Source organism: Cellulomonas sp. EB106-03-03-XG116 (assembly GCF_058792015.1).
The window spans coordinates 1-20100 of sequence record NZ_JBYTEP010000004.1; the positions used below are offsets into that span (position 1 = coordinate 1).

General features: G+C 77.5%; 10 protein-coding genes. All 10 read right to left on the reverse strand.

Features of this window, described 5'->3' with window-relative positions:
- Positions 1-168 precede the first annotated feature (168 nt).
- Positions 169-1941 (reverse strand): 2-isopropylmalate synthase, encoded by a 1773-nt coding sequence (leuA, locus tag AC3WUG_RS02790; RefSeq protein WP_492326252.1) that lies wholly within the window; start codon positions 1939-1941, stop codon positions 169-171.
- 176 nt (positions 1942-2117) lie between these two features.
- Positions 2118-3581: an outer membrane protein assembly factor BamB family protein gene (locus AC3WUG_RS02795; RefSeq protein ID WP_492326253.1), complete on the reverse strand. Its 1464-nt coding sequence runs from the start codon at positions 3579-3581 to the stop codon at positions 2118-2120.
- Between the two features lie 16 nt (positions 3582-3597).
- Complete coding sequence (locus AC3WUG_RS02800; protein ID WP_492326254.1) at positions 3598-5388, reverse strand: RDD family protein; 1791 nt, start codon at positions 5386-5388, stop codon at positions 3598-3600.
- Positions 5385-8012, reverse strand: a complete 2628-nt coding sequence (locus AC3WUG_RS02805; RefSeq protein ID WP_492326255.1) for a transglutaminase TgpA family protein — start codon at positions 8010-8012, stop codon at positions 5385-5387. The genes AC3WUG_RS02800 and AC3WUG_RS02805 overlap by 4 nt, the downstream gene beginning before the upstream one ends.
- Positions 8009-9178: a DUF58 domain-containing protein gene (locus AC3WUG_RS02810; RefSeq protein ID WP_492326256.1), complete on the reverse strand. Its 1170-nt coding sequence runs from the start codon at positions 9176-9178 to the stop codon at positions 8009-8011. Before AC3WUG_RS02810 ends, AC3WUG_RS02805 begins: the two co-directional genes overlap by 4 nt.
- A gap of 31 nt (positions 9179-9209) precedes the next feature.
- Entirely contained in the window at positions 9210-10163 is a 954-nt protein-coding gene (locus AC3WUG_RS02815) for an AAA family ATPase (RefSeq protein ID WP_147793929.1), read from the reverse strand.
- Between the two features lie 78 nt (positions 10164-10241).
- Positions 10242-16109, reverse strand: coding sequence for an Ig-like domain-containing protein (locus AC3WUG_RS02820; RefSeq protein ID WP_492326257.1), 5868 nt, complete (start codon positions 16107-16109; stop codon positions 10242-10244).
- On the reverse strand, positions 16106-17722 hold the full coding sequence (locus AC3WUG_RS02825) for a protein kinase domain-containing protein (RefSeq protein WP_492326258.1): 1617 nt from the start codon (positions 17720-17722) through the stop codon (positions 16106-16108). Before AC3WUG_RS02825 ends, AC3WUG_RS02820 begins: the two co-directional genes overlap by 4 nt.
- On the reverse strand, positions 17719-19200 hold the full coding sequence (locus AC3WUG_RS02830; RefSeq protein WP_492326259.1) for an FHA domain-containing protein: 1482 nt from the start codon (positions 19198-19200) through the stop codon (positions 17719-17721). The genes AC3WUG_RS02825 and AC3WUG_RS02830 overlap by 4 nt, the downstream gene beginning before the upstream one ends.
- On the reverse strand, positions 19197-20033 hold the full coding sequence (locus AC3WUG_RS02835; protein WP_492326260.1) for a PP2C family protein-serine/threonine phosphatase: 837 nt from the start codon (positions 20031-20033) through the stop codon (positions 19197-19199). The genes AC3WUG_RS02830 and AC3WUG_RS02835 overlap by 4 nt, the downstream gene beginning before the upstream one ends.
- Between the last annotated feature and the right edge of the window lie 67 nt (positions 20034-20100).

Genomic DNA, 20100 nt, shown 5'->3' on the forward strand with positions numbered 1-20100 from the left:
CCCCCCCCCCCCCCCCCCCCCCCCCCCCCCCCCCCCCCCCCCCCCCCCCCCCCCCCCCCCCCCCCCCCCCCCGGCCCCGCGGCCGCGCGCGGGTGGGCGCGGCGGGCGGGACCGGGCGCTGGGGCCGGTCGGGGGTGGAGCCGGCCCCGTCCAGGGGCCCGCGCGGGATCAGCGGGCGGTGGCGGCCTCGCGCTCGGCGCGGTTGACGGCCGAGATGATGGCCTTGAGGGAGGCGGTGGTGATCGAGGAGTCGATCCCGACGCCCCACAGGGTCCGGTCCCCGACCGCGCACTCCACGTAGGCGGCGGCCGCGGCGTCGCCGCCGGCGGACAGCGCGTGCTCGGCGTAGTCCAGCACCTGCACCCGGGCGCCGACCTGGTCGAGCGCGGCGACGAACGCCGCGATCGGGCCGTTGCCGGACGCCTCGACCGTGCGGTCCACGCCGCCGTCGACCAGGTCGACCGCGAGCGTGTCCGGGCCCTCCTCGGCGCTGGTGGTCCGGGTCCCGCGGAGCGCGAACCGGCCCCAGGCGTCCAGGTCGGACGCGGCGTCGACCGGCAGGTACTCGTCGGTGAAGATCCGCCACAGCACGTCGGCCGTGACCTCCGAGCCGTGCGCGTCGGTGTACCGCTGGACGACCTGCGAGAACTCGATCTGCAGGCGGCGCGGCAGGTCCAGGTCGCGCTCGGACTTCATCAGGTAGCTGATGCCGCCCTTCCCGGACTGCGAGTTGACCCGGATGATCGCCTCGTACGACCGGCCGACGTCCTTCGGGTCGATCGGCAGGTACGGGACGGCCCAGACGATGTCGTCGACGTCCTTGCCCTCGGCCGCCGCCCGGGCCTCCATCGCGTCCAGGCCCTTCTTGATGGCGTCCTGGTGCGAGCCGGAGAAGGCGGTGAACACCAGGTCGCCGCCGTACGGGTGCCGCTCGGGGACGGCCATCTGGTTGCAGAACTCGACGACCCGGCGGATGTGGTCGATGCCGCCGCCGACGGAGAAGTCGATCTCGGGGTCGACGCCCTGGCTGAACAGGTTCATGCCCAGGGTGACCAGGCAGACGTTGCCGGTGCGCTCGCCGTTGCCGAACAGGCAGCCCTCGATGCGGTCGGCGCCGGCCAGGTAGCCCAGCTCGGCGGCCGCGACGGCGGTGCCGCGGTCGTTGTGCGGGTGCAGCGACAGCACGACGTTCTCGCGGTACCGCAGGTGCCGGCCCATCCACTCGATGGAGTCGGCGTAGACGTTGGGGGTGGCCATCTCGACCGTCGCCGGCAGGTTGATGATCACGGGCTTCTCGGCCGTCGGCTCGAACACGTCCAGGACCGCGTTGCAGATCCGGACCGCGAACTCGAGCTCGGTCCCGGTGTACGACTCCGGGCTGTACTCGTAGAACACCTCGGTCTCCGGGATGCTCTCCTCGTACTTCTTGCACAGGCGGGCGCCGGAGACCGCGATGTCGACGATGCCGTCCTCGTCGGACCGGAAGACGACCTCGCGCTGCAGCACGGACGTCGAGTTGTACAGGTGGACGATGGCCTGCTTGGCGCCGGCGATGGCCTCGTAGGTCCGCTCGATCAGGTGCTCGCGGGACTGGGTCAGCACCTGGATGACGACGTCGTCGGGGATGCGACCCTCCTCGATCAGCATCCGCACGAAGTCGAAGTCGGTCTGCGAGGCGGACGGGAAGCCGACCTCGATCTCCTTGTAGCCCATCTGCACCAGCAGCTCGAACATCGCCAGCTTGCGGGCGGCGTTCATCGGCTCGATCAGCGCCTGGTTGCCGTCGCGCAGGTCGACCGCGCACCAGCGCGGCGCCTTCGTGATCTGCTTCGTCGGCCAGGTGCGGTCCGGCAGCTCGACCCGGATCTGGTCGGCGAACGGGCGGTACTTGTGCACCGGCATGCCGGAGGGCTGCTGGGCGGTGCGGGTGTGGTAGCTCATCGGGGGTCCTTCGCTTCGCGGGGTGCTGGGGTCAGCCGGCGCACCGAACACCGCGACGAGGATCCGGCCTAGAGGGCCTCGTCGCGGCGGCGAAGAAGGAGGCTGCGAAGCGTGAGCACGGTTCGACTGTACTCCGCACCACCGGGCGGACCGCAACCGCTCAGCATGCGGACGGCTCAGGTGAGCGCGATCACCTCGTCCCGGCTCCGCAGCACGAGGTGCCCGCCGACGGCGGTCACGGACCGGACGCCGTCCTCGATCGGCAGCACCCACTCGAGCTCGCCGTCCGACAGCCGGCGGGCCTCCATCGTCGGCCGGCCCGTCGGCGACCGGCCGGCGCCCAGCACCGTCGTCCCGTCGGTGAGCGGCGCCCACCACATCAGCACCCGCTCCGGCGACTGCCACTCCGGGACCCCGGTGCGGGCGGCGACGACCTGGTAGCCGTCGACGCCGAGGAGCAGCAGGTGCCCCCCGGCCTGCACCCGTACGGCGCGGTACGTGTCGTGGCGCCACAGCTCCGCCCCGTCCGGCAGCGACCGGCCGACGAGCGTCCCGCCCTCGTCCATGACCAGCACGTCCGGCGGGTCGCCGTCGGACGCCGTGATCGTCGGGAACAGCGCGCGGGACGAGAACAGCGCGCGCCCGGTCCGGTCGTGCACGACGCCGCCGTGGGCGCTCGACCAGGTGCCGAACACGTCGGCCGACAGCGACCCCACGACGAACGACCGGGGCGGCGTCGCCGTGAGCTCCTCGCCGTCCGCCGCGTCGAGCACCGTCGCCGACCAGCCCTGCAGCAGCACGAACGACTCGTTCACCCGCAGCTCGGAGCCGCTGACGATCCCCTCGCGCAGCCGGAGCGGGGTGGTGCCGCGGTACCACCAGAGGCGGTGGCCGTCCGCCCCGGCGTAGCGGCCGACCCGCGCGTGGCCGTCCGCACCGACCCGCAGCACGACCAGGTCGTCCCCGACCCGGTCCACCGCGGCGAGCCGGCCCGAGACCGTCCACCGGCCCAGCACGTCGCCGGTGGCGGCGTCGAGCGCGGAGATCTGCGCCCAGCGCTCGTCGGGCGCGGGGAACGGCACCGTGCCGTGCGACCAGCCGCCACCGGGGAGCACCGGCGGCTCGACCACGCACAGCACGACCGGGCCGACGTCCGACTCCGCGTGCGGGCAGCCCGTCAGCGGCCGGGTGCCGGCGACCCGCCCGAGGTCGCGGGCCCACAGCCGCTCGCCGCTGCCCTCGTCGTAGCCCGCCACCTGGAACCGCCGGTCCCGGACCCCGGACACGACCAGCGCGCCGGTCGCGGCGAGGACGTCGGCCGACCGCGGCACGGAGATCCGCCAGCGCGCCCACGGCGGCCCGTCCAGCGGGGCGAGCATGCCGGGGGCGACGACGGCGGGCGGCGCGGGGGCGGCGGCCCGGCCGACGGCGACGCCCGCGGCCACCAGCGCGACCACGACCAGCACGGCGACCCACCGGCGGCGGCGCGGGCGGGTCGAGCGGGGCGGACCCGGCTCGGGCGGCTCGTCGGGCGGGGAGGGCGGCAGCCAGGTGCGGGGGCGTCCGGGCGCGCGCGGCCCGCCAGCGACGTCGACCAGCTCGACGTCCTGCATCGTCGCAGCAGACCGCAGGCGGCCCATGCGCCATCGTAGGCCCCTAGGCGCGCAGCCCCACGGCGAGCGCCAGGTCGCCGAACGCCACCAGCGAGCCGTCCGCGAGCCGCACCCGCCGGTCCGGCAGGCAGACGATCCGCTGCCCGTCCGCGAGCGTCACGAGCGTGCCGTTGGTCGAGCCGCGGTCGACGACCCACGGCCCGTGCTCGTCGACGCCCAGCATGAGGTGCGTCTTCGACACCGAGCGGCCCGGGTCGGCCACGGCGACCGTCCGGACGCCCTCCTGCGGGTCGGGGTTGCGCCCGACGAGCAGCGGGCCGTCCAGCGCCGCGACCGTGCCGTCCGGGAGCCGGACCGCCCACCCGGCGCCCGGTCCCGGCGCGGGGGCCGGGGGCGTGGCGGGGAACGGGGCGGGCGGGACCGGCGGCGCGGCGGCGGTCGGGGCGGGGGCGGCGTGCGGGGTGTGCGGGGCTGCGCCGGCCGGGGCGGGCGCGGGCGGCGGCCAGCCGGCGGCGGCCGCGGGGCCTGGTCCCGACGGCGGCGCGGGCGGCGCGACCGGGGCGGGCGGCGTCGCGGGCACCGGCGAGTCCGGGTGCACCGGCGCGGCCGGCACGACCGCGTGCCGGCCGGTGCGCGTCGGCGGCTCGGTCGGCGCGGGCCCCGGGACGGGCCCGAGCGCGTCGCGCCACGCGGCCCGCTCGCCGGAGACCGGGGCGGGCGGGGCGGGCGGGACCGGGGCGGGCGGGACCGGGGCGGCGGGGTGCGGCGACTCCACGACGGGCGCCGGGGCCGACGGGTACACGGGCGACGCGGCGGGCGCCGCCGGATCCGGCGGGTACGCCGACCCCGCGACGGGCGCCGGGGCCGGCGGGTACGGGAGCGCAGGAGCCGGCGCCGCCGGTCCCGCGGCGGGCGCGACGACGTCCGGCCCGGGTGCGAGCGGCACGGGCGCCGCGGGGTGCGCAGGCACGACGGCGGCCGGGACGACCGGGATCTGCCGGGTGTCGAGGTCCGGGCCGAGGCCGGGTCCGCCGAGCGGCGGCAGCACGAGCCCCGGGGCGTCGAGCCGGCGGTCGGCGGCGAGCGCGCTCCACCGCGTGCGGGTCGGCTCGGACGGCGTGGGGTCGGCCGTCGGCGCACCGCCCGCGGCGGCCGAGCCGGCCGGGTGCGCGTCCCCCGGCCCCGCGGGGTGCGGCACCGAGGGCCAGGCCGGGGCGTCCCCGCCGTGCGCCGCGGGCCGGGCGGCGGCGTCGGCCGCGGCCCCGTCGGTCCGGCCGGAGCGCGCCGGCCACTCGGCCACGCGGCGCGCGGGGACGAGCCCGCGCACGTCGACGACGACGCCCTCCCCCACCCGGTCGTGCCAGCCGCGCCGGCGCCCGGACGAGTCGAACAGGGGCGACAGCAGCACCAGCAGCTGGCCGACGCCGCACGCCAGCGAGCCCAGCGCGACGACCAGCGCCCGCACGAACGCCCGCCCGAGCCCGACGGGCCGGCCGGATCGGACGTCGACGAGCCGCAGGCCGAGCAGCCGGCGACCGACGGTCCAGCCGCGGGTGCCGTTCCAGACCCACTGGGCGACGCCCCAGGCGGCGAGCAGCACCACGCCGACGGCGAGCAGCACGCCGGACGGCGCCGCGGGCTCGGCCACCGGCGTGCCGGAGCCCGAGGCCGCGGCCGCGCGCACCGTCGCCGTGAACGCCGGCGCCCACGCGAGCCACAGCGGCGCCGCCGCGACCGACGTCAGCGCGGCGTCGACGAGGTACGCCGCGACGCGGCGCCCGACCGGTGCAGGGGGTGCGCTCGGCGGGACCACGCCGCCGGTGGTGCTGCTCATCCGTCCGCTCCGTCCGCTCGTCGTGCCCGTCGTCCCCAGGTCCCCCGCTTCTCCCGGCCGTCCGGCACGCTCCGCCGCGCCCGGTCGGCGGCCGCCGCGGCCCGTCGCCGCTCCGAGCGGCGCAGCGACCGGGTCGCGACCCGTCCGCGCCAGCGCTCCTTGCGCGGCGTCGCCGCCCGCATGGACGCGAGCGTGCGGTCGACGTCCGCCCAGTACTCCCGGGCGTCCGCGGTCGTCGGCGCCGCGGCGCCGAACACGGCCGCGTCCGCGCGGCCGGCGAGCGCGACCACCGCGGCCCCCGCCTCGACCCCGGCCGGCGTCGGGCCGGCCGGCACCGGGGCGGGACGCTTCCGGCGGCGCCCCTCCTCCGGAAGCGGCGCGCTGGTAAACACCCGGTCCAGCGCCCGCGCGCCCTCGCGGCGGGTGGCCACCGGGTCGACGTCGCGGCGCAGGTCGGTCGCCAGGTCCAGCACCTCCTGCCAGCCGCCCACGACCCGGTTCACCGGGACGGGGTCGCGCCGCCGCCGGCGCCGCCGTCGGGCCTTGAGACCCGCGATGACGAGGAACGGCGCGAGCAGCACCAGCAGCAGGCCGGACCCCGCGGCCACGCCGAGCGCGATGCGCCGCCAGACCGCCAGGGCCGACTCGTCGTCGCCGTCCTGCGTCTGCGGCTGGTCGGTGTCGTCCGCGGGCGGGTCGACCGGCGGGGCGGGCGGCGGCGGGGGCTGCGCGACCTGGGGCTCGGGGTCGGCCTGGCTGGTCTCCTGCTCGTCCTGCGGCGTCTGGCTCTCGGGCGGGGTCGGGTCGAACGTGACCCAGCCGTACCCCTCGAACGCGATCTCGACCCAGGCGTGCACGTCCGCGCCGGTCACCACCACGGGGGCCTCGGGGTCCAGGGGCGCGTCCGGCGTCGCGGCGGCGTCCTCGTCGTCGCCCGGCACGAAGCCCATGACCACCCGCGCCGGCAGGCCCATCTCCCGGGCCATGAGGGCCATCGCGGACGCGTACTGCTCGTCGTCGCCGACCATGAGGTCGCCGCCGAGCAGCGTCGCCACCCGGTCGGCGCCGTGCCCGGACAGCGACGGGTAGTCGCCCTGGTCCGTGCGCCCGTGCGAGAAGAACCCGCGCTCGGAGAGCGCCTGCTCGAGCGCCCGGGCGACCTGGGCGGGCGTCTCCGCCTCGCGCGCGGCGTCGCCGGCCGCGGTCGGCACGGCGTCGGGGATGCCCTGCGGCTCGGGCAGGTCGAGCGCGCTGCCGGCGGCCGAGCCGAGCTGCTCGTCGTCGGGCTCCGTCGGGACGACCGCGTCGAGGCGGTAGGACAGCCCCTCGTCGAGGCCGCCGGTGAGCACCGCCGCGCCGGTCGCGTCGTTGAACCGCAGCCGGGACTGGGCCTCGGTGTCGTCGAACCGCACCGACACCGCGTCGCCGACCGTCGGCAGCCACACGCCCATGAGCCCGTCGACCCGGACCCGCACCTCCGCGCGCTCGCCGCCGGTGCCGGACGCCTCGACGGCGTCGGCCTCCTCCACGGCCTGCTCGCTCACCACCTCGCCGACCCGGCGGAACTGGCCCGAGGCCCGGGACGAGCCGTCGCCGGCCACGTTCCACACCACGCCGTCGAACCGGTCGAAGGTCGCGAGCCGGATCCGGGCGCCCGCGGGCAGCCCCTCGACCGTGAACAGCTCGACGGTGTCGTCGTCCTTCACGTACTTGCGGAACGCGGACAGCGGGCTGGCGTAGTCGCGCGGGTCGAACGGCGGCAGCAGCGCGTCGCGCAGCACGTACCGGTCCCGGTTCGACTCGACCGCCGTGCCCGCCGCGACGCCCGCGCCGCCGGCGAGCGCGACCAGGAGCACCAGCGCGACCGGGCGCCGGGCCCGCAGCCGGCCGGACCGCCAGGACGCCCAGACCAGCAGGACGACGGCGATCGCGGCGCCGACCGCGACCGGGGCGACGGTGGTGTGCGTGCCGAGCAGCACGGCGCCGGTGAGGACCACGGGCGGGATCAGGGCGGCGGCCGACGCGGCGCGGCCGGAGCCCAGCGCGAGCCGCACCGCGACCGCGGTCCCCACGACCGCGAGCAGGTACGGCGGGACCAGCAGCCAGCCCGAGCCGCCCAGCGGCGGCTGCAGGGTCAGCACGTCCTTCCAGCCCAGCACCGACCCGCGGACCACGGACACGATGGACGCGAGCGTCGGCACGACGCCCCCGACCGTCTGGTCCGGCGTCGCGAGCGGCCCGCCGAGCACGACGGTGACCGCGAGCAGCACGGCCGTGGTCACGGGCGGCGACCAGCGCGCCCACGCCGACAGCACGCCCGCGGCCGCGCCGAGCACGACGCCGCCGACCACCGGGGCCAGCAGCACCGAACCGCCGTACACGGGCAGCAGCGGGGTCAGCGCGGCGAGGACCCCGCCGGCGAGCACGAGCACGTCGACGACCGCCCGTCCGCCCCGGGGCACGCCGCGGCGCGGGCGCTCGGCGCCCGCGGGCTGCCCGGAGCCGCCGGGACGACGGCGGCCGGACGACGGCGGCCCGGGCGGCGTCGGCACGCCGGGGGCGGCGTCCGGGGCACCGGGCGCGGCGGCGCCGGGCGCCAGGGGGTTCTCGGTGGTCGTCGTCATGCCGCCGCCGCCAGACGCAGGGCGCGGGGCAGGTCGTCGAGCGAGCCCAGGCGCACCAGGCTCAGCGTGCGCTGCGTGCGGACCTCGACCTCGGCGCCGGGCACGCAGCTCACCACGAGCGTCCGGGTGCCCTCGGGGACGTGCCGGGCGGCGGCGCGCAGGTCCGCCGCGGGCACGACGGACCCGGTGACCAGGAACGCGAGCGTCACGTCCGGCGCCTCGCGGGCGACCCGGCGGCCGAGCAGCCGGGACCCGGTGCCGTCGGGCCCGCAGGTGATGCCGGAGCAGTCGTCGAGCAGCGGGCGGCGCGCGGTGGTGCGCACCCGCCCGGGACCGGCGAGCACCGCGAGCGGGTGCTCCTCGGCCAGCACGTGCACGCCGAGCGACGCGACCACGCTGACCGCGAGCTCCAGCTCCGCGTCGTCCTCGCCGTGCCGGTAGTCCCGGGGGTCGGTGGCGAGGGCGACGGCCGTCTGGGTGCGGCGGGTGTCCTCGTACTGCTTGACGGTGAGCTGCCCGCGGCGCGCGGTGGTGCGCCAGTGGATCGACCGGCGGTCGTCGCCGACGACGTAGTCGCGCAGCGCGTGGAACGCCAGGTCCATGTCCGACAGGTCGCGGGTGGACCCGCCCTCCAGGTCGCGGAGCAGGCCCGCGTCCGCGCCGGTGAGCATGACGACGCGCGGGTGCACGTACAGCTCCTCGGAGCCCGTGGTCACCGCGTGCCGGGTGGCGAGCCCGAGCGCGTCGCCGCGCACCGCGCGCACCGGGCCGACGGTCACGACCGCGCGCCGGTCGGTCGGGACGGCGAACAGCTCCTCGTGCTCCGTGCCCGGGGCCAGCGACGGCACCTCGAGCTCGGCCCGGCCCTCGCCGACCTGCAGCTCCAGGCGCACGGCGCGCGTCCGCCGGCCGCCGGGGGCCGACACGACCACCCCGCCGAACGCCCGCTCCCCCACGCGCACCCGCCGGTCCGCGAGGTCGAGCCGCACGGCGTGCGGCAGCCGGCCCCAGGTCATCGCGAGCGCGACCAGCAGCGCCACGACGCCGACGGCGCCCAGCGCCGCCAGCTCGACCCAGCCGAGCAGCACGCCGGCGGCCGCGGCGGCCGCGCCGAGCAGCCCCGCGCCCCAGCCCACGCCCGACAGCCGGGTGCGCGACCGCCTCACGCCGCGCCTCCCGGGTGCACCCCGACCCTGGTCACGCGCGCGCCACCGGCGGCGGGGTCGCGGACAGGACGCGCTCGACCACCTGGGTGGTCGTCGCACCGAGGAAGTCGGCCTCGGGGTCGAGCACGAGGCGGTGCGCCAGCACGGGCACCGCGAGGTCCTTCACGTCGTCCGGGATCACGTAGGCGCGACCCGCGGCCGCGGCCTGCACCCGCGCGGCGCGGACGAGCGCCAGGCCGCCGCGGACGCTCGCGCCCAGGGAGGTCTGCGGGTCCTCGCGGGTGCCCTCGATCAGCCGCGCGACGTAGTCCAGCACCGAGCCGTCGACGTGCACCGTCTGCGCGAGCTCCGCCATCTCGACCACGCCCGCCGTGGTGACCACCGCGTCGAGCTCCCGGGTGCGGTCCCGCGCGCCGGACAGGATCTCCACGGTCGCGGTGCGGTCCGGGTAGCCCAGCGAGGTGCGCACCAGGAACCGGTCGAGCTGCGCCTCCGGCAGCCGGTAGGTGCCCGCCTGCTCGATCGGGTTCTGGGTCGCGATCACGACGAACGGCCGGCCCACGGGGTGCGTGTCCCGGTCGACCGTGACGTGGCCCTCCTCCATGACCTCCAGGAGCGCGGACTGCGTCTTCGGCGAGGCGCGGTTGATCTCGTCTGCCAGCAGCACCGAGGTGAACACCGGGCCCGGGTGGAACTGGAACGTGCGCGCGCCCTGGTCCCAGATCGTCACGCCGGTGACGTCGCTGGGCAGCAGGTCCGGGGTGAACTGGATGCGCTGGTGGGTGCCCTGGACCGACGCCGCGATCGCCTTGGCCAGCGACGTCTTGCCGGTGCCCGGGGCGTCCTCCAGCAGCACGTGGCCCTCGGCGACCATCGCGGTCAGCACGAGCCGCACCGGGCGGTCGGCACCCAGGACCGCGCGGGACACGTTGCCCACGAGGCCGGCGAACGTCTCGGCGAACCAGGCGGACTGCTCGGGGGTCATCGGGGGGTGTCTCCTGTCGGTGCTGTCTGTCGTGGTGTCGTGTCGTGCGGGCCCATCACCCGATCGGCAGGCCGGGCGTCACGGCGAGGAACCGCCGGTGTCGGATCCGCCCCCGGGGTCCGGCGGCGTCTCGGGCGCCGGGTCCGTCCAGTCGACGCGCTGGGAGATCTCGCTCCACGGGCCCCAGCCGGCCTCGGTCTGCGCGCGGACCCGGAGGGTCAGCGTCACGCCGCTCTGCGCGTTCCCGCGCCAGCTGAGGGGGTTCACCGCGACGTTGGTCGCGGCGGTCTGGCCCGAGGCCGTGTTCAGCCGGTCGCCCGACAGCTGGAACTCGTAGTTCACCACCGTCCGCCCGCCCTGGTCGGTCGGGACGGCCCACGACAGCTGCGCCTGGTCCGGTCGGCCCTGGCCGCTCGACGCGGACGTCGTGAAGGCGAGGTTCGTCGGCGCCGCGGGTCGGGTCCGCACGGGGCTGGGGTCCGGTGTCTGGTAGGTCGTGCTCCAGGCGCCGCAGCCGCGCACGTTGCACCCACGGACCTGCACCGCCGGCCGCGCACCCCCGGGCAGGCCCCAGATGGTCGCCCGGCGCCCGTCGACCTGCACCGACCCGGAGGTCGAGGTGACCTCGTAGCGGACGATGGGCGAGCCGTTCCAGTCGGCCTCGGACCACTCGACGCGGAGCCAGCCCTGCCCGGCGTCCGCGTCGGACGACGCGTCGACGAACGTCGGCGCGGACGGGGTCCCCGGCACGCCGAACGCGACCGCGCTCGTCTCGCCGGTCTTGCCCCAGTCCGCCTTGTTGTGCGCGGTCACGCGGAAGGTGTACGTCGCGCCGTTCCGCGCGCCCACCAGGGCGTACGTGGTCTGGGACGCGGACAGCAGGAACTCGCCCTCGCCGGGCCCGCCCGAGATGACCAGCCGGTAGCGGTCGACCTCCGCGCCGTTGTTCGCGGGCGGCGTCCACGACACGTCGATCCGACGGCCCTCGTCCGAGGCGACGGGGGTCGCCGACACGACCGGGGCCTCCGGCGGAGCCGCCGGCGTCGCCGGGGCCGACGCCGCGCTCCACGCGCTCGGCTCGGGCGCGCGGTTGTGCGCCCGCACCTGCACCGTGTACGCGGTCCCGTTGCTCAGCCCGCGGAACGTGTACGACGTCCCGCTGGTCGTGACGGACGGCGAGCCGCCCGGCGGCGCGGGCGAGATCATCAGCGTGTACGACGACACCGGCGACCCGTTCGAGTTCGGCACCGCCCACGTCGCCGTGACCTCCTGGTCGCCCCACTGGAGCGACGGGGCGGCCGGGGTGTCCGGCACGGTGTCCGGCCGCGCCACGGCGGACGCCGGGCTCGGGTCGGACCAGCCGACGGCGTTCTCCGCCGCGACCGTGAAGGTGTACTCGACGTTGTTCGTGAGCCCGGTGATGGTGCACGTCGTGCTGGCGCAGGACGTCGTCGGGCCGCCCGCGCTCGCCGTGACCTTGTAGCCCCGGATCGGCTCGCCGCGGCCGTCGGGCGCCGTCCAGGACAGCACCACGGTGCCGTCGCGGACCTCGCCGACCCGCGGGGCGTCCGGCGTGGCCGGCTTCCCCCGCACGCGCAGCGTGATGCTGGACGCGACCTCGCGGGCGCTGTCGTCCGTGGCGTCCCGGACGCGCACCCGCACGACCATCTGCCCGACGAGCTCGGCGGCGGGCCGGACGACGACCTCGGAGCCGGACACCGACGCGGTGCCGGCGCCGGGGGTCTCGACGGTGACGCCGACGACGCGCAGCGGCTGGTCCGGGAACGGGTTGGACGCGCCGGCGAGCACGTCGACCACGCGCTCCTGCCCCTGGACGGCGTCGTTGACGACCTTGTCCTGGAGCACGGCGACGCGCCGGGTGCTCGCGACGGTCCGCACCTCGACCTGGACGGCCATCTTCCCGGCGCGGCCGTAGCCGAGCTCGATCGGCAGCGTGCCGCGGGTGCCCTTGGGGGTGCCGACGTCGGACGCGACCGACAGCCGGCTGCCCTGGAGCGAGACGGTGAAGCCGGCGGGCGCGTCCCCGGTCAGCCGGTACGTGAAGGTGTCCGCGCCGGACGCGCCCTCGACGCCCTGGGTGAAGGCCTGGAGGTCGACCGTGGTCGGCGCCTCGCCGGGCCCGACCTCCAGCGTCGAGGGCACGAACGTCGGCGGGTAGTCGTCGAGCGTGTAGACCGTGATCGGCAGCGTGATGACCGACGTCCGGGCGGAGGTGTCCCCCGCCCCGGTGCGGTCGGTGACCGGCACGGTGATGGACGCCGGTCCGACGTAGCCCGGGGCGGGCCGGAACTGCACGGTGGTGGAGTCGGCGACCAGCGGCGAGCCGTCGGACCGGGTGGCCGTGACGGCGGTGGCGTCCGCGACCTGCGCGGTCCGCCCCGGCGCGACCTGGACCTGCTCGCCGAGCGGGATCGTCAGGGTCTCGCCGCCGGCGACCCGGAGCTCGGGCGCGCGCGGTCGGGCGGTCGGCGGGAAGAAGCCGAGCGCGGGCACCGAGATGAACGCGTAGGAGCTGACGTCCTCCGCGGTGGTGTTGGTCAGCAGGTACGGGATGGTCTGGGCGGTCTCGGCGAGGGTGACCGTGATGGTGCCGTCGCCCCGCACGGTGGCCACCGACGACGCGCTGCCCGGCACGGAGACGCGCAGGTCCCCGAGCGGCCCGCTCGGGTTCTGCGCGACGCCGAGCACGTCGACGTCGACGCTGGTCCGCCCGACGGTGTCGACCGGCGGCACGACGACGTCGCGCGCGATCGGCGCGAGCACCGGCGCGTCCGGGTCGACGGTCACGGACAGCACGGCGCCGTTGACGGCCCCGCGCTCGTTGACGGCCGTGTAGCCGATGTTGAACACGCCCGCGGCGTCGCCCCGGACGACGACCCGGTTGCCGGACAGCGAGGCGGTGATGCCCTCGTCGACCTCCAGGTCCTCCCGGACGGCGAGCTCGCCGCCGAGCACGTCGGTGTCGTTCTCCAGGACCCGGACCTCGACGGTCTGACCCGGGCGGACGGTGATGGTGTCGTCGCGCGCGACCACGCGGTTGCTGTCGCCCGGGCGCGCGGCGATGCCCACGCGCACGGTGGCGACGGCGCGCTGGCCGGTCCAGTCCTCGACGGCGTAGGTGAAGGTGTCGGTGCCGGCCTCGTCGGGCAGCGCCTCGTACTCCAGGAAGTCGGCGCCGACGGTGGTGACCCGGCCCTTGGTGCCGGCGGAGGCGACGCCGAGGAGCGTGATGCCGTCGCCGTCCGCGTCGATGCCGACCAGCGGCACCGGGATCCGCACGGTCTCCCCCGCGAACACCCGCGCGGTGAGGGCGCGGGGCTTCGGCGGCGCCTTGGTCTCGGGGTCGGACTCGTGCACCCGGACGGTGACGGTCGCGGCCGTCTCCATGCCGGTCGCGTCCTGGACGACGAACGTGGCGTGCACGGTCATCGGGGACGACGGAGCCTGGTACCGCAGGTTGTCGCCCGAGACGAACATGAGGCCCTCGCCGTCGCCGAGCGGCTCGGCCAGCTCCGGCTTCAGGGCGATGGCGTCGCCGTCCGGGTCCGACGCGCCCTCGAGGACCGGGATCGTGACGACACCCCCGGTCCGGACGTCGGCGGTCACGTTCGGCACCACCGGTGGCTGCGGGGTGGCGGAGGCCGGCACCGGGCGGACCAGGATCTGCCCGGTGGCGCTGGAGGTCCCGTTCGACACGACGTACTGCAGCGTGACCGGCTCGGCCAGCGCGCCCACCGCCGAGATGGTCACGAGGGTGCGCTGCCGCACCGCGACCCGCAGCCCGTCAGGCGCGGACACGCTCTGCAGCACCAGGACGCCGCCCGCCGGGTCGGTGTCGTTGGCCAGCGGGTCGACGGTGGTCTCGCCGCCCGCGGGCAGCCAGGCGTCGTCGGCGACCGCGACCGGGGGCTCGGCCTGCTCCGGCCGCTCCCGCACGTCGATCCGCGCGACGCCGGTGGCCTGCTGCGGCGGGGCGGTCACCGTGAAGCTCACGTAGAAGGTGCCGGCCTGCGCGGCGCGGAAGCCGAACGTCCCGGCCTCCAGGTCGGGCGTGACCGTCGTGCCCTGCACGTCCTCGACGCCGGCCAGCCGCGGCTGCTCGGCGCCGAAGGTGCGCACCGCGTCGAGCGGGCGCAGCTGGACGTCCTGGTCCACGTAGGTGACGGCGTGCACCGGGTCGATCTGCAGGTCGAGCGAGCCGATGGCCCGGACGTCGACGTCGACGGTGCCCTCGGTGGTGGACGTGCCGTCCGACACGACGACGTGCACGACGTCGCGGCCGAGCTCGCCCCCGTCGGCGACGTAGCTGAGCGTGCCGTCCTGGCGGAACCGCGCGGTGCCCTTCTCGGCGCTCGCGCCGACCAGCGTCAGGGGGTCGCCGTCGGGGTCCGAGAAGTCGGCGAGCGCGGGGTAGGTCGCCGTCGCGCCCTGCTCGACGCGGATCTCGCCGGTCCGGTCCTGCACCGGCGGCTCGTCCAGCGACGCGTCGCGGACGGTCAGCGTGACCTGCGCGGTCGACGGCGCGGTGGTGCCGCGGCCGTCGCTGATCGAGTAGGCGAACGTCGCCGACCCCGTCGCGTCGGCGGGCACCGTGACCTGCAGCGCCCGCCCGCCGTACACCTGCTGCAGCGTGCCGAGCTCGGCGGGCAGCGGGTCGACCTCGCTAAGCACGAGGATGCCGCAGTCGGACGAGGTGTCGTTGTCGATGACCGGCAGGATCGTGGTCCGTCCCGCGCGGACGCCGAACTGGTCGTCCACGGCGTTCGGGGCGGCGCTGGTCGGCGAGCACTCGGGGACCAGCTGCTGGGTGGTCCGGTCGCCCTCGGCCCGGTCGGTGTCGTCCTCGGGCTTCTCCTCCGGCACGACGTCCGACCAGTCGGGCTCGCGGAGCTCGGTGTCCTCCAGGGGCAGCCAGAGCCGGCCGTCGACGGTCTCGTTCAGCGCGACGACCTGGCGATTCACCCGGAACACCAGGTGGTCCGTGGCGGTCACGCCGTCGAGGTCGGCCAGCCGCGGCTCCGCGTCCGCGCACAGCTCGAGGTAGTTGTGCGTCGGGGTGGGCCAGGCGGCGTGCGCGCAGGAGCCGACCCGCACGGGCGCCGCGGGGGTGCCCGCCCCGCCGGCCTCGTGCTCGGCGGCGACCTCGCCGGACGACACCGCGACCTCGACCAGGCCGGTGCTGCCCGCGACCAGCGCGGTGCTCGCGGCGGGACCGGGCTGCTGCAGCACGGGCTGGGCGATCCCGAGCGCGCTCGACCCTCCGGGGGTGCGGACGGTGTCGCCGTCGAGTCCGACCGGCACGTCGCCCACGGCGGTGAGCGCCTCGACCGGGCCGCCCAGCGCGGGGGCCTCCTCCGCGGCGGCGGCGCCACCGGAGGTCGGCGTGAGCCGCGTGACCTCGCCGGTGGCCCCCGCGACGGCGAACGCGTCCCCGGTGACCGAGGCCGTGACGACGCCGCCGGCGCCGACGTCGGCGTCCGGCTCGTCGGCGGTCACCTGGAGCATCGGCAGGTCGTCGAACGTGCGCACCCACGCCTGGCCGTCGGTGTCCATCACCGCGACGGTGCCGCCGGCCATCGACACCTGGGCGCCCGCGGGCACCGCGACCTGCGCCGCGGCGGTGACCCCGGCGGGGTCGACGACGGTCAGCGTCCCGGCCTCCACGATCAGCACGTCGCCGGCGTCCTGGAGCACGTCGAACTCGGTGCTGCTGGCGACCAGGCCGGCGTTCAGCTCCTCGACCTGGGCGTTGTACCGGCCGACCTGCAGCGTGCTGGTGGACGTCAGCCACACGGCGCCGTCGTTGAGGTCGACCTGCGCGAGCGGGAACCCGGGGTTGACCAGGGCGAGCGTGGCCAGCACCGCGGGCACGGTGACGACGGCCGCGGTGGACGCGACCTTCTTGCGGTTCCAGGGGGTCCTCACGCGGCGCAGCCCTCCGCGGGCACGGTCGACGCGCGGCGGTCCGCGCGCACGACGGAGACCTCGAGGCACACCTCGCCGCCCTCGGCGGGCGGGGTCACGGTCACGGTGGGCTCCTCGACGATCTGGAGCTGCGGCTCGCCGGTGGCGGTGCGCAGCCCCCAGAGGTAGGTGTCGCCGTCCTGCGGCTCGGGGTTGGTCCAGGTGAACACGACCGTGCCGTCGGCCTGGCGCGCGCCGAACAGGTTGGTCGGCGCGGGCACGGTCTGGCCGAGGGTGCTCGCGGGCCCGGGGAACTCGGTGCCCGCGGCCGGCCCGGGGTCGGTCTCGGGCCGGTTCGCCAGCAGCACGACCGCGACGACGGCCGCGGCGATCGCGAGCACGGACCCGACGGCGGCGAGCACGCGGCCGGTGCGGGACCGGCCGGCCGACCCGGGGTGCACCTCGTGCACGGGGGCGGCGACGAGCTCGGGGCCGGGAGCGGCGCCGGGCGCACCGGTGGGGGCGGCCGCGGCACCGGGCACGGCGCCGGGGTGCACCGCGACGACGGGCCGCAGCCGGGTCGCCTCCGGGCCGGAGCCGAGGTCGAGGGGCGGGCCGACGGGCGCGGCGGGGCGCGCGGGCACGGCGGGGGCGCCGGGCGCCGCGGCCGAGGGCGCGGCGTGCGGCGCCACCTCGACGACCGGCCGGACGCGCGTGGCGTCGGCGGGGGCCGCGGCACCGGCGACCGGGGCGCCGGCCGGGCCGGCGTGGTCGTCGACGTCGGGTGCGGTGACCGGCAGCCCCAGGTCGGCCTGCACGGCCCGCAGGTCCTGCGCGAGGTCGAGCGCCCGGGCGTGCCGCTGCTGCGGCTCCCGGGCCATCGCCCGCGCGAGCACGGTGCGCAGCCGGTCGGGGACGTCGTCGCGGGCGAACGGCACCGGGGCGCCCCGCTCGATGCGCCCGACCAGGTCGGCGGCCTCGTTCGGGCCGCCGGGGCGCTCGAACGGCGACCGTCCCGCGAGGGCGGAGAACAGCGTCGCGGCGAGCGAGTACACGTCGGACCGCGCGTCGCCGTGCGGGTCGACCGCGAGCAGCTCGGGCGCCGCCCACGGGATCGACATGCCGACGGCCGGGCCGCCCGCGTCGACCGTCGAGGCGATGCCGAAGTCGGTGAGCACCGGCCGGCCGAAGTCGTTGGTCAGCACGTTGCCGGGCTTGATGTCCCGGTGCAGGATCCCGGCGCGGTGCGCGGTCTCCACCGCGGAGGCCAGCCGGACGCCGAGCTCGAGCACCTCGGCGACCTCGAACCGCTCGCTGCGGTACCGCTGCCCGAGGCCGGGCCGCGCGCAGTACTCCATCACCAGGTACGGCCGACCGTCGCCGGCCACGCCCGCCTGGTACACCGTCACGATCGACGGGTGGTGCGAGAGCCGGGCGGTCAGGTCCGCCTCGCGCTCGAACGCCTCTCGCGCCTCCGCGTCCACGCTGCCGAGCAGCACCTTGACCGCGACCGGCCGCCGCGGCAGGTCCTGCTCGTACAGGAAGACGTCGGCCGAGCCCCCCGAGCCCAGCAGCCGCTGCACCGCGTATCCGGGCAGGTGCGGCGGCTGCGAGGCCTCACGCCGTCGGTTCACGCACCCGGCTCCACGGTGAACGTCACGCCGTCGCCCAGGTCGACGACGTCCCCCTCCGCGACCGCGACGGGCTCGCCCGCGGTGACGCGCCGCGGCGGCAGGGCGCCGGTCGCGACGGTGATGCCGTTGGTGGAGTACAGGTCCGTGACCAGCACCCGGCCGGCCTCGAGACGGACCTCGGCGTGGGTGCGCGAGATGTCCTGCTCCGGGCTCGGCACCGTGACGAGCCGCGCCTCGGCGCCGTCGGGCGCGCGGTCGGCCTGCGGCGCGCGGCCGATCAGGACGACGGCGTCGACGGGCACGAGCGCGCCGGTGGACAGGGCGAGCCGGGGCACCGGCAGCTGCGCCGTGGGCGCGGCGGTGACGGGCAGGGCGCCCGAGACGCCGGGCGCCGGCGTCGGCGTGGGCACGACCGGGCCCGACGGCCAGTCGCCGGTCTGGGAGACCGCCCAGGACGGCAGGTGCTGGCGGATCGACGCCAGCTCGCCGCTGAGGATCGTCAGGCCGTCGTGGTCGTCGGCGGACGCGGGGCCGGGCAGCGCCGGGGCGGCCGGCGGCACGTAGGGCTGGGCCGGCGACGGGAGCACGGGGCCCCCGGCGGCGGGCGGCGCGGGTGGCGCGGGCGCCGGGGCGGGGAACGGGGCCGGGGCGGGCGCGGGGGCCTCGGCGACGGCGTCGTGCTCCTCGACCTCGGCGGGCGCGTCCTCGGCGGGCGCGTCCTCCGCGGGCGCGTCCTCCGCGGGCGCGTCCTCCTCGACCACCTCGGCCTCGACGAGCTCGCCCTCGACGACCTCGGCCGGCGCGGGAGTGCCCTCGACGACCTCGGTGCCGGACGGCACGTCCGCGGACGCGGCCGCGGGGACCGGCTCGGCCACGGCGGCCGCCTCGACCGCGGGGACCGGCTCGGCCTCGACCTCGGCCGGCGCCGGCGCGGCGTCCTCGACCGCCGCCGCACGCGCGCGCGCCACGGCGACCGGCGTCGGCGCCGCGGACCGCACGACGGGCTCGGACGGCGCGGTCTCGGCCTCGCGCGCCGGCTCGGCGCCCGTCAGCCGCACGCGCACGCGGGAGGCGCGCACCACGCCGCTGACGATGGGCAGGGCGGGGCCGCGGCCCGCGCCGGACACCCGGACGGTGACCTCCTCGGCCGAGCCGACGGAGCGCTCGGACCAGGACACGACCTCGGGCGCGGACAGCACCTCGGCGCGGGTGCCGCGGACGACCTCGACCTCCACGTCGCCGCGCAGCGCGGTGTGCACCTTGCCGCCGGCCAGGTCGACCGCCGCGAACGGGTGCAGGCCGCCGAGCCCGTGCCGCACCAGGGCGTCGAGCTGCGCGCCGAGGCCGCCGCCGCGCTCGGGGGCGGTGGCCCAGACGTCGCGCACGACCTCGGGCGGGGTCGACGGGGCGAGCAGCAGCACGACGCCTCCCGCGACGACGGCGTACCACTCGCCGGGGGTGTACTCGGGCACGATCACCGACGGTCCTCCTGGTGGCTTCGCGGTCGCGGGATGGTGGCCCCGTCGACCGTCTCGTCCCACGTCCTATCGGCAGGAGCGGTGCCGAACGCGAGCCATCCGGGTGAATCCGTCCCGTCCGGCTCGTCACCCAGGGCGTCCACGACGACGGCCGTGGCGTTGTCCCGGCCGCCCGCCTCGACCGCGCGGCGCACGAGCTCGGCGGCGGCCGCGGCGGCGCCCGGCACGCGGTGCAGCACGTCGGCCAGGTCGGCGGGGGCGAGCTCGCCGGTCACGCCGTCGGAGCACACCAGCAGCCGGTCGCCGGGGCGCGCGGGCAGCGTCCAGTAGTCGGGCTCCGGGTCGGCGCCGGTGCCGAGCGCGCGGGTCAGCACGTGCCGCTCCGGGTGCTGCTCGGCGGCGTCCCGGCTCAGCGTGCCGGAGTCGACGAGCTCCTGGACCACCGAGTGGTCGACGGTGAGCTGCGCGAGCTCGCCGTCCGCCCACCGGTAGACGCGCGAGTCGCCGACGTTGAACACCAGCCAGTGCGCGGCGCCGTCGTGCTCGCCGAGGGCGACGCCGGCGACCGTCGTGCCGCCCTCGCGGCGCTCGAACGCCCCGCGGATCCGGCGCGCGGCGCTGCGGAAGCACGCGTGCAGGTCGGACGGGTCGACCGCGGCCCGGCCGGCGAGCGCGCCGAACTCCTCGACCGCGAGCCGGCTGGCGACGTCGCCCGCCTCGTGCCCGCCCATGCCGTCGGCGACGAGGAACACCGGCGGGTGCGCCAGCAGCGCGTCCTCGTTCAGCGCGCGCACCCGCCCGCGGTCGGTCGCCGAACCCCACGTCGTCCGCACCCGTGCTCTCCCCTCGTCGCCCTGGCAGGCACCATGGTGCCTGGTCGCGGCGCCACGCACCGCATCG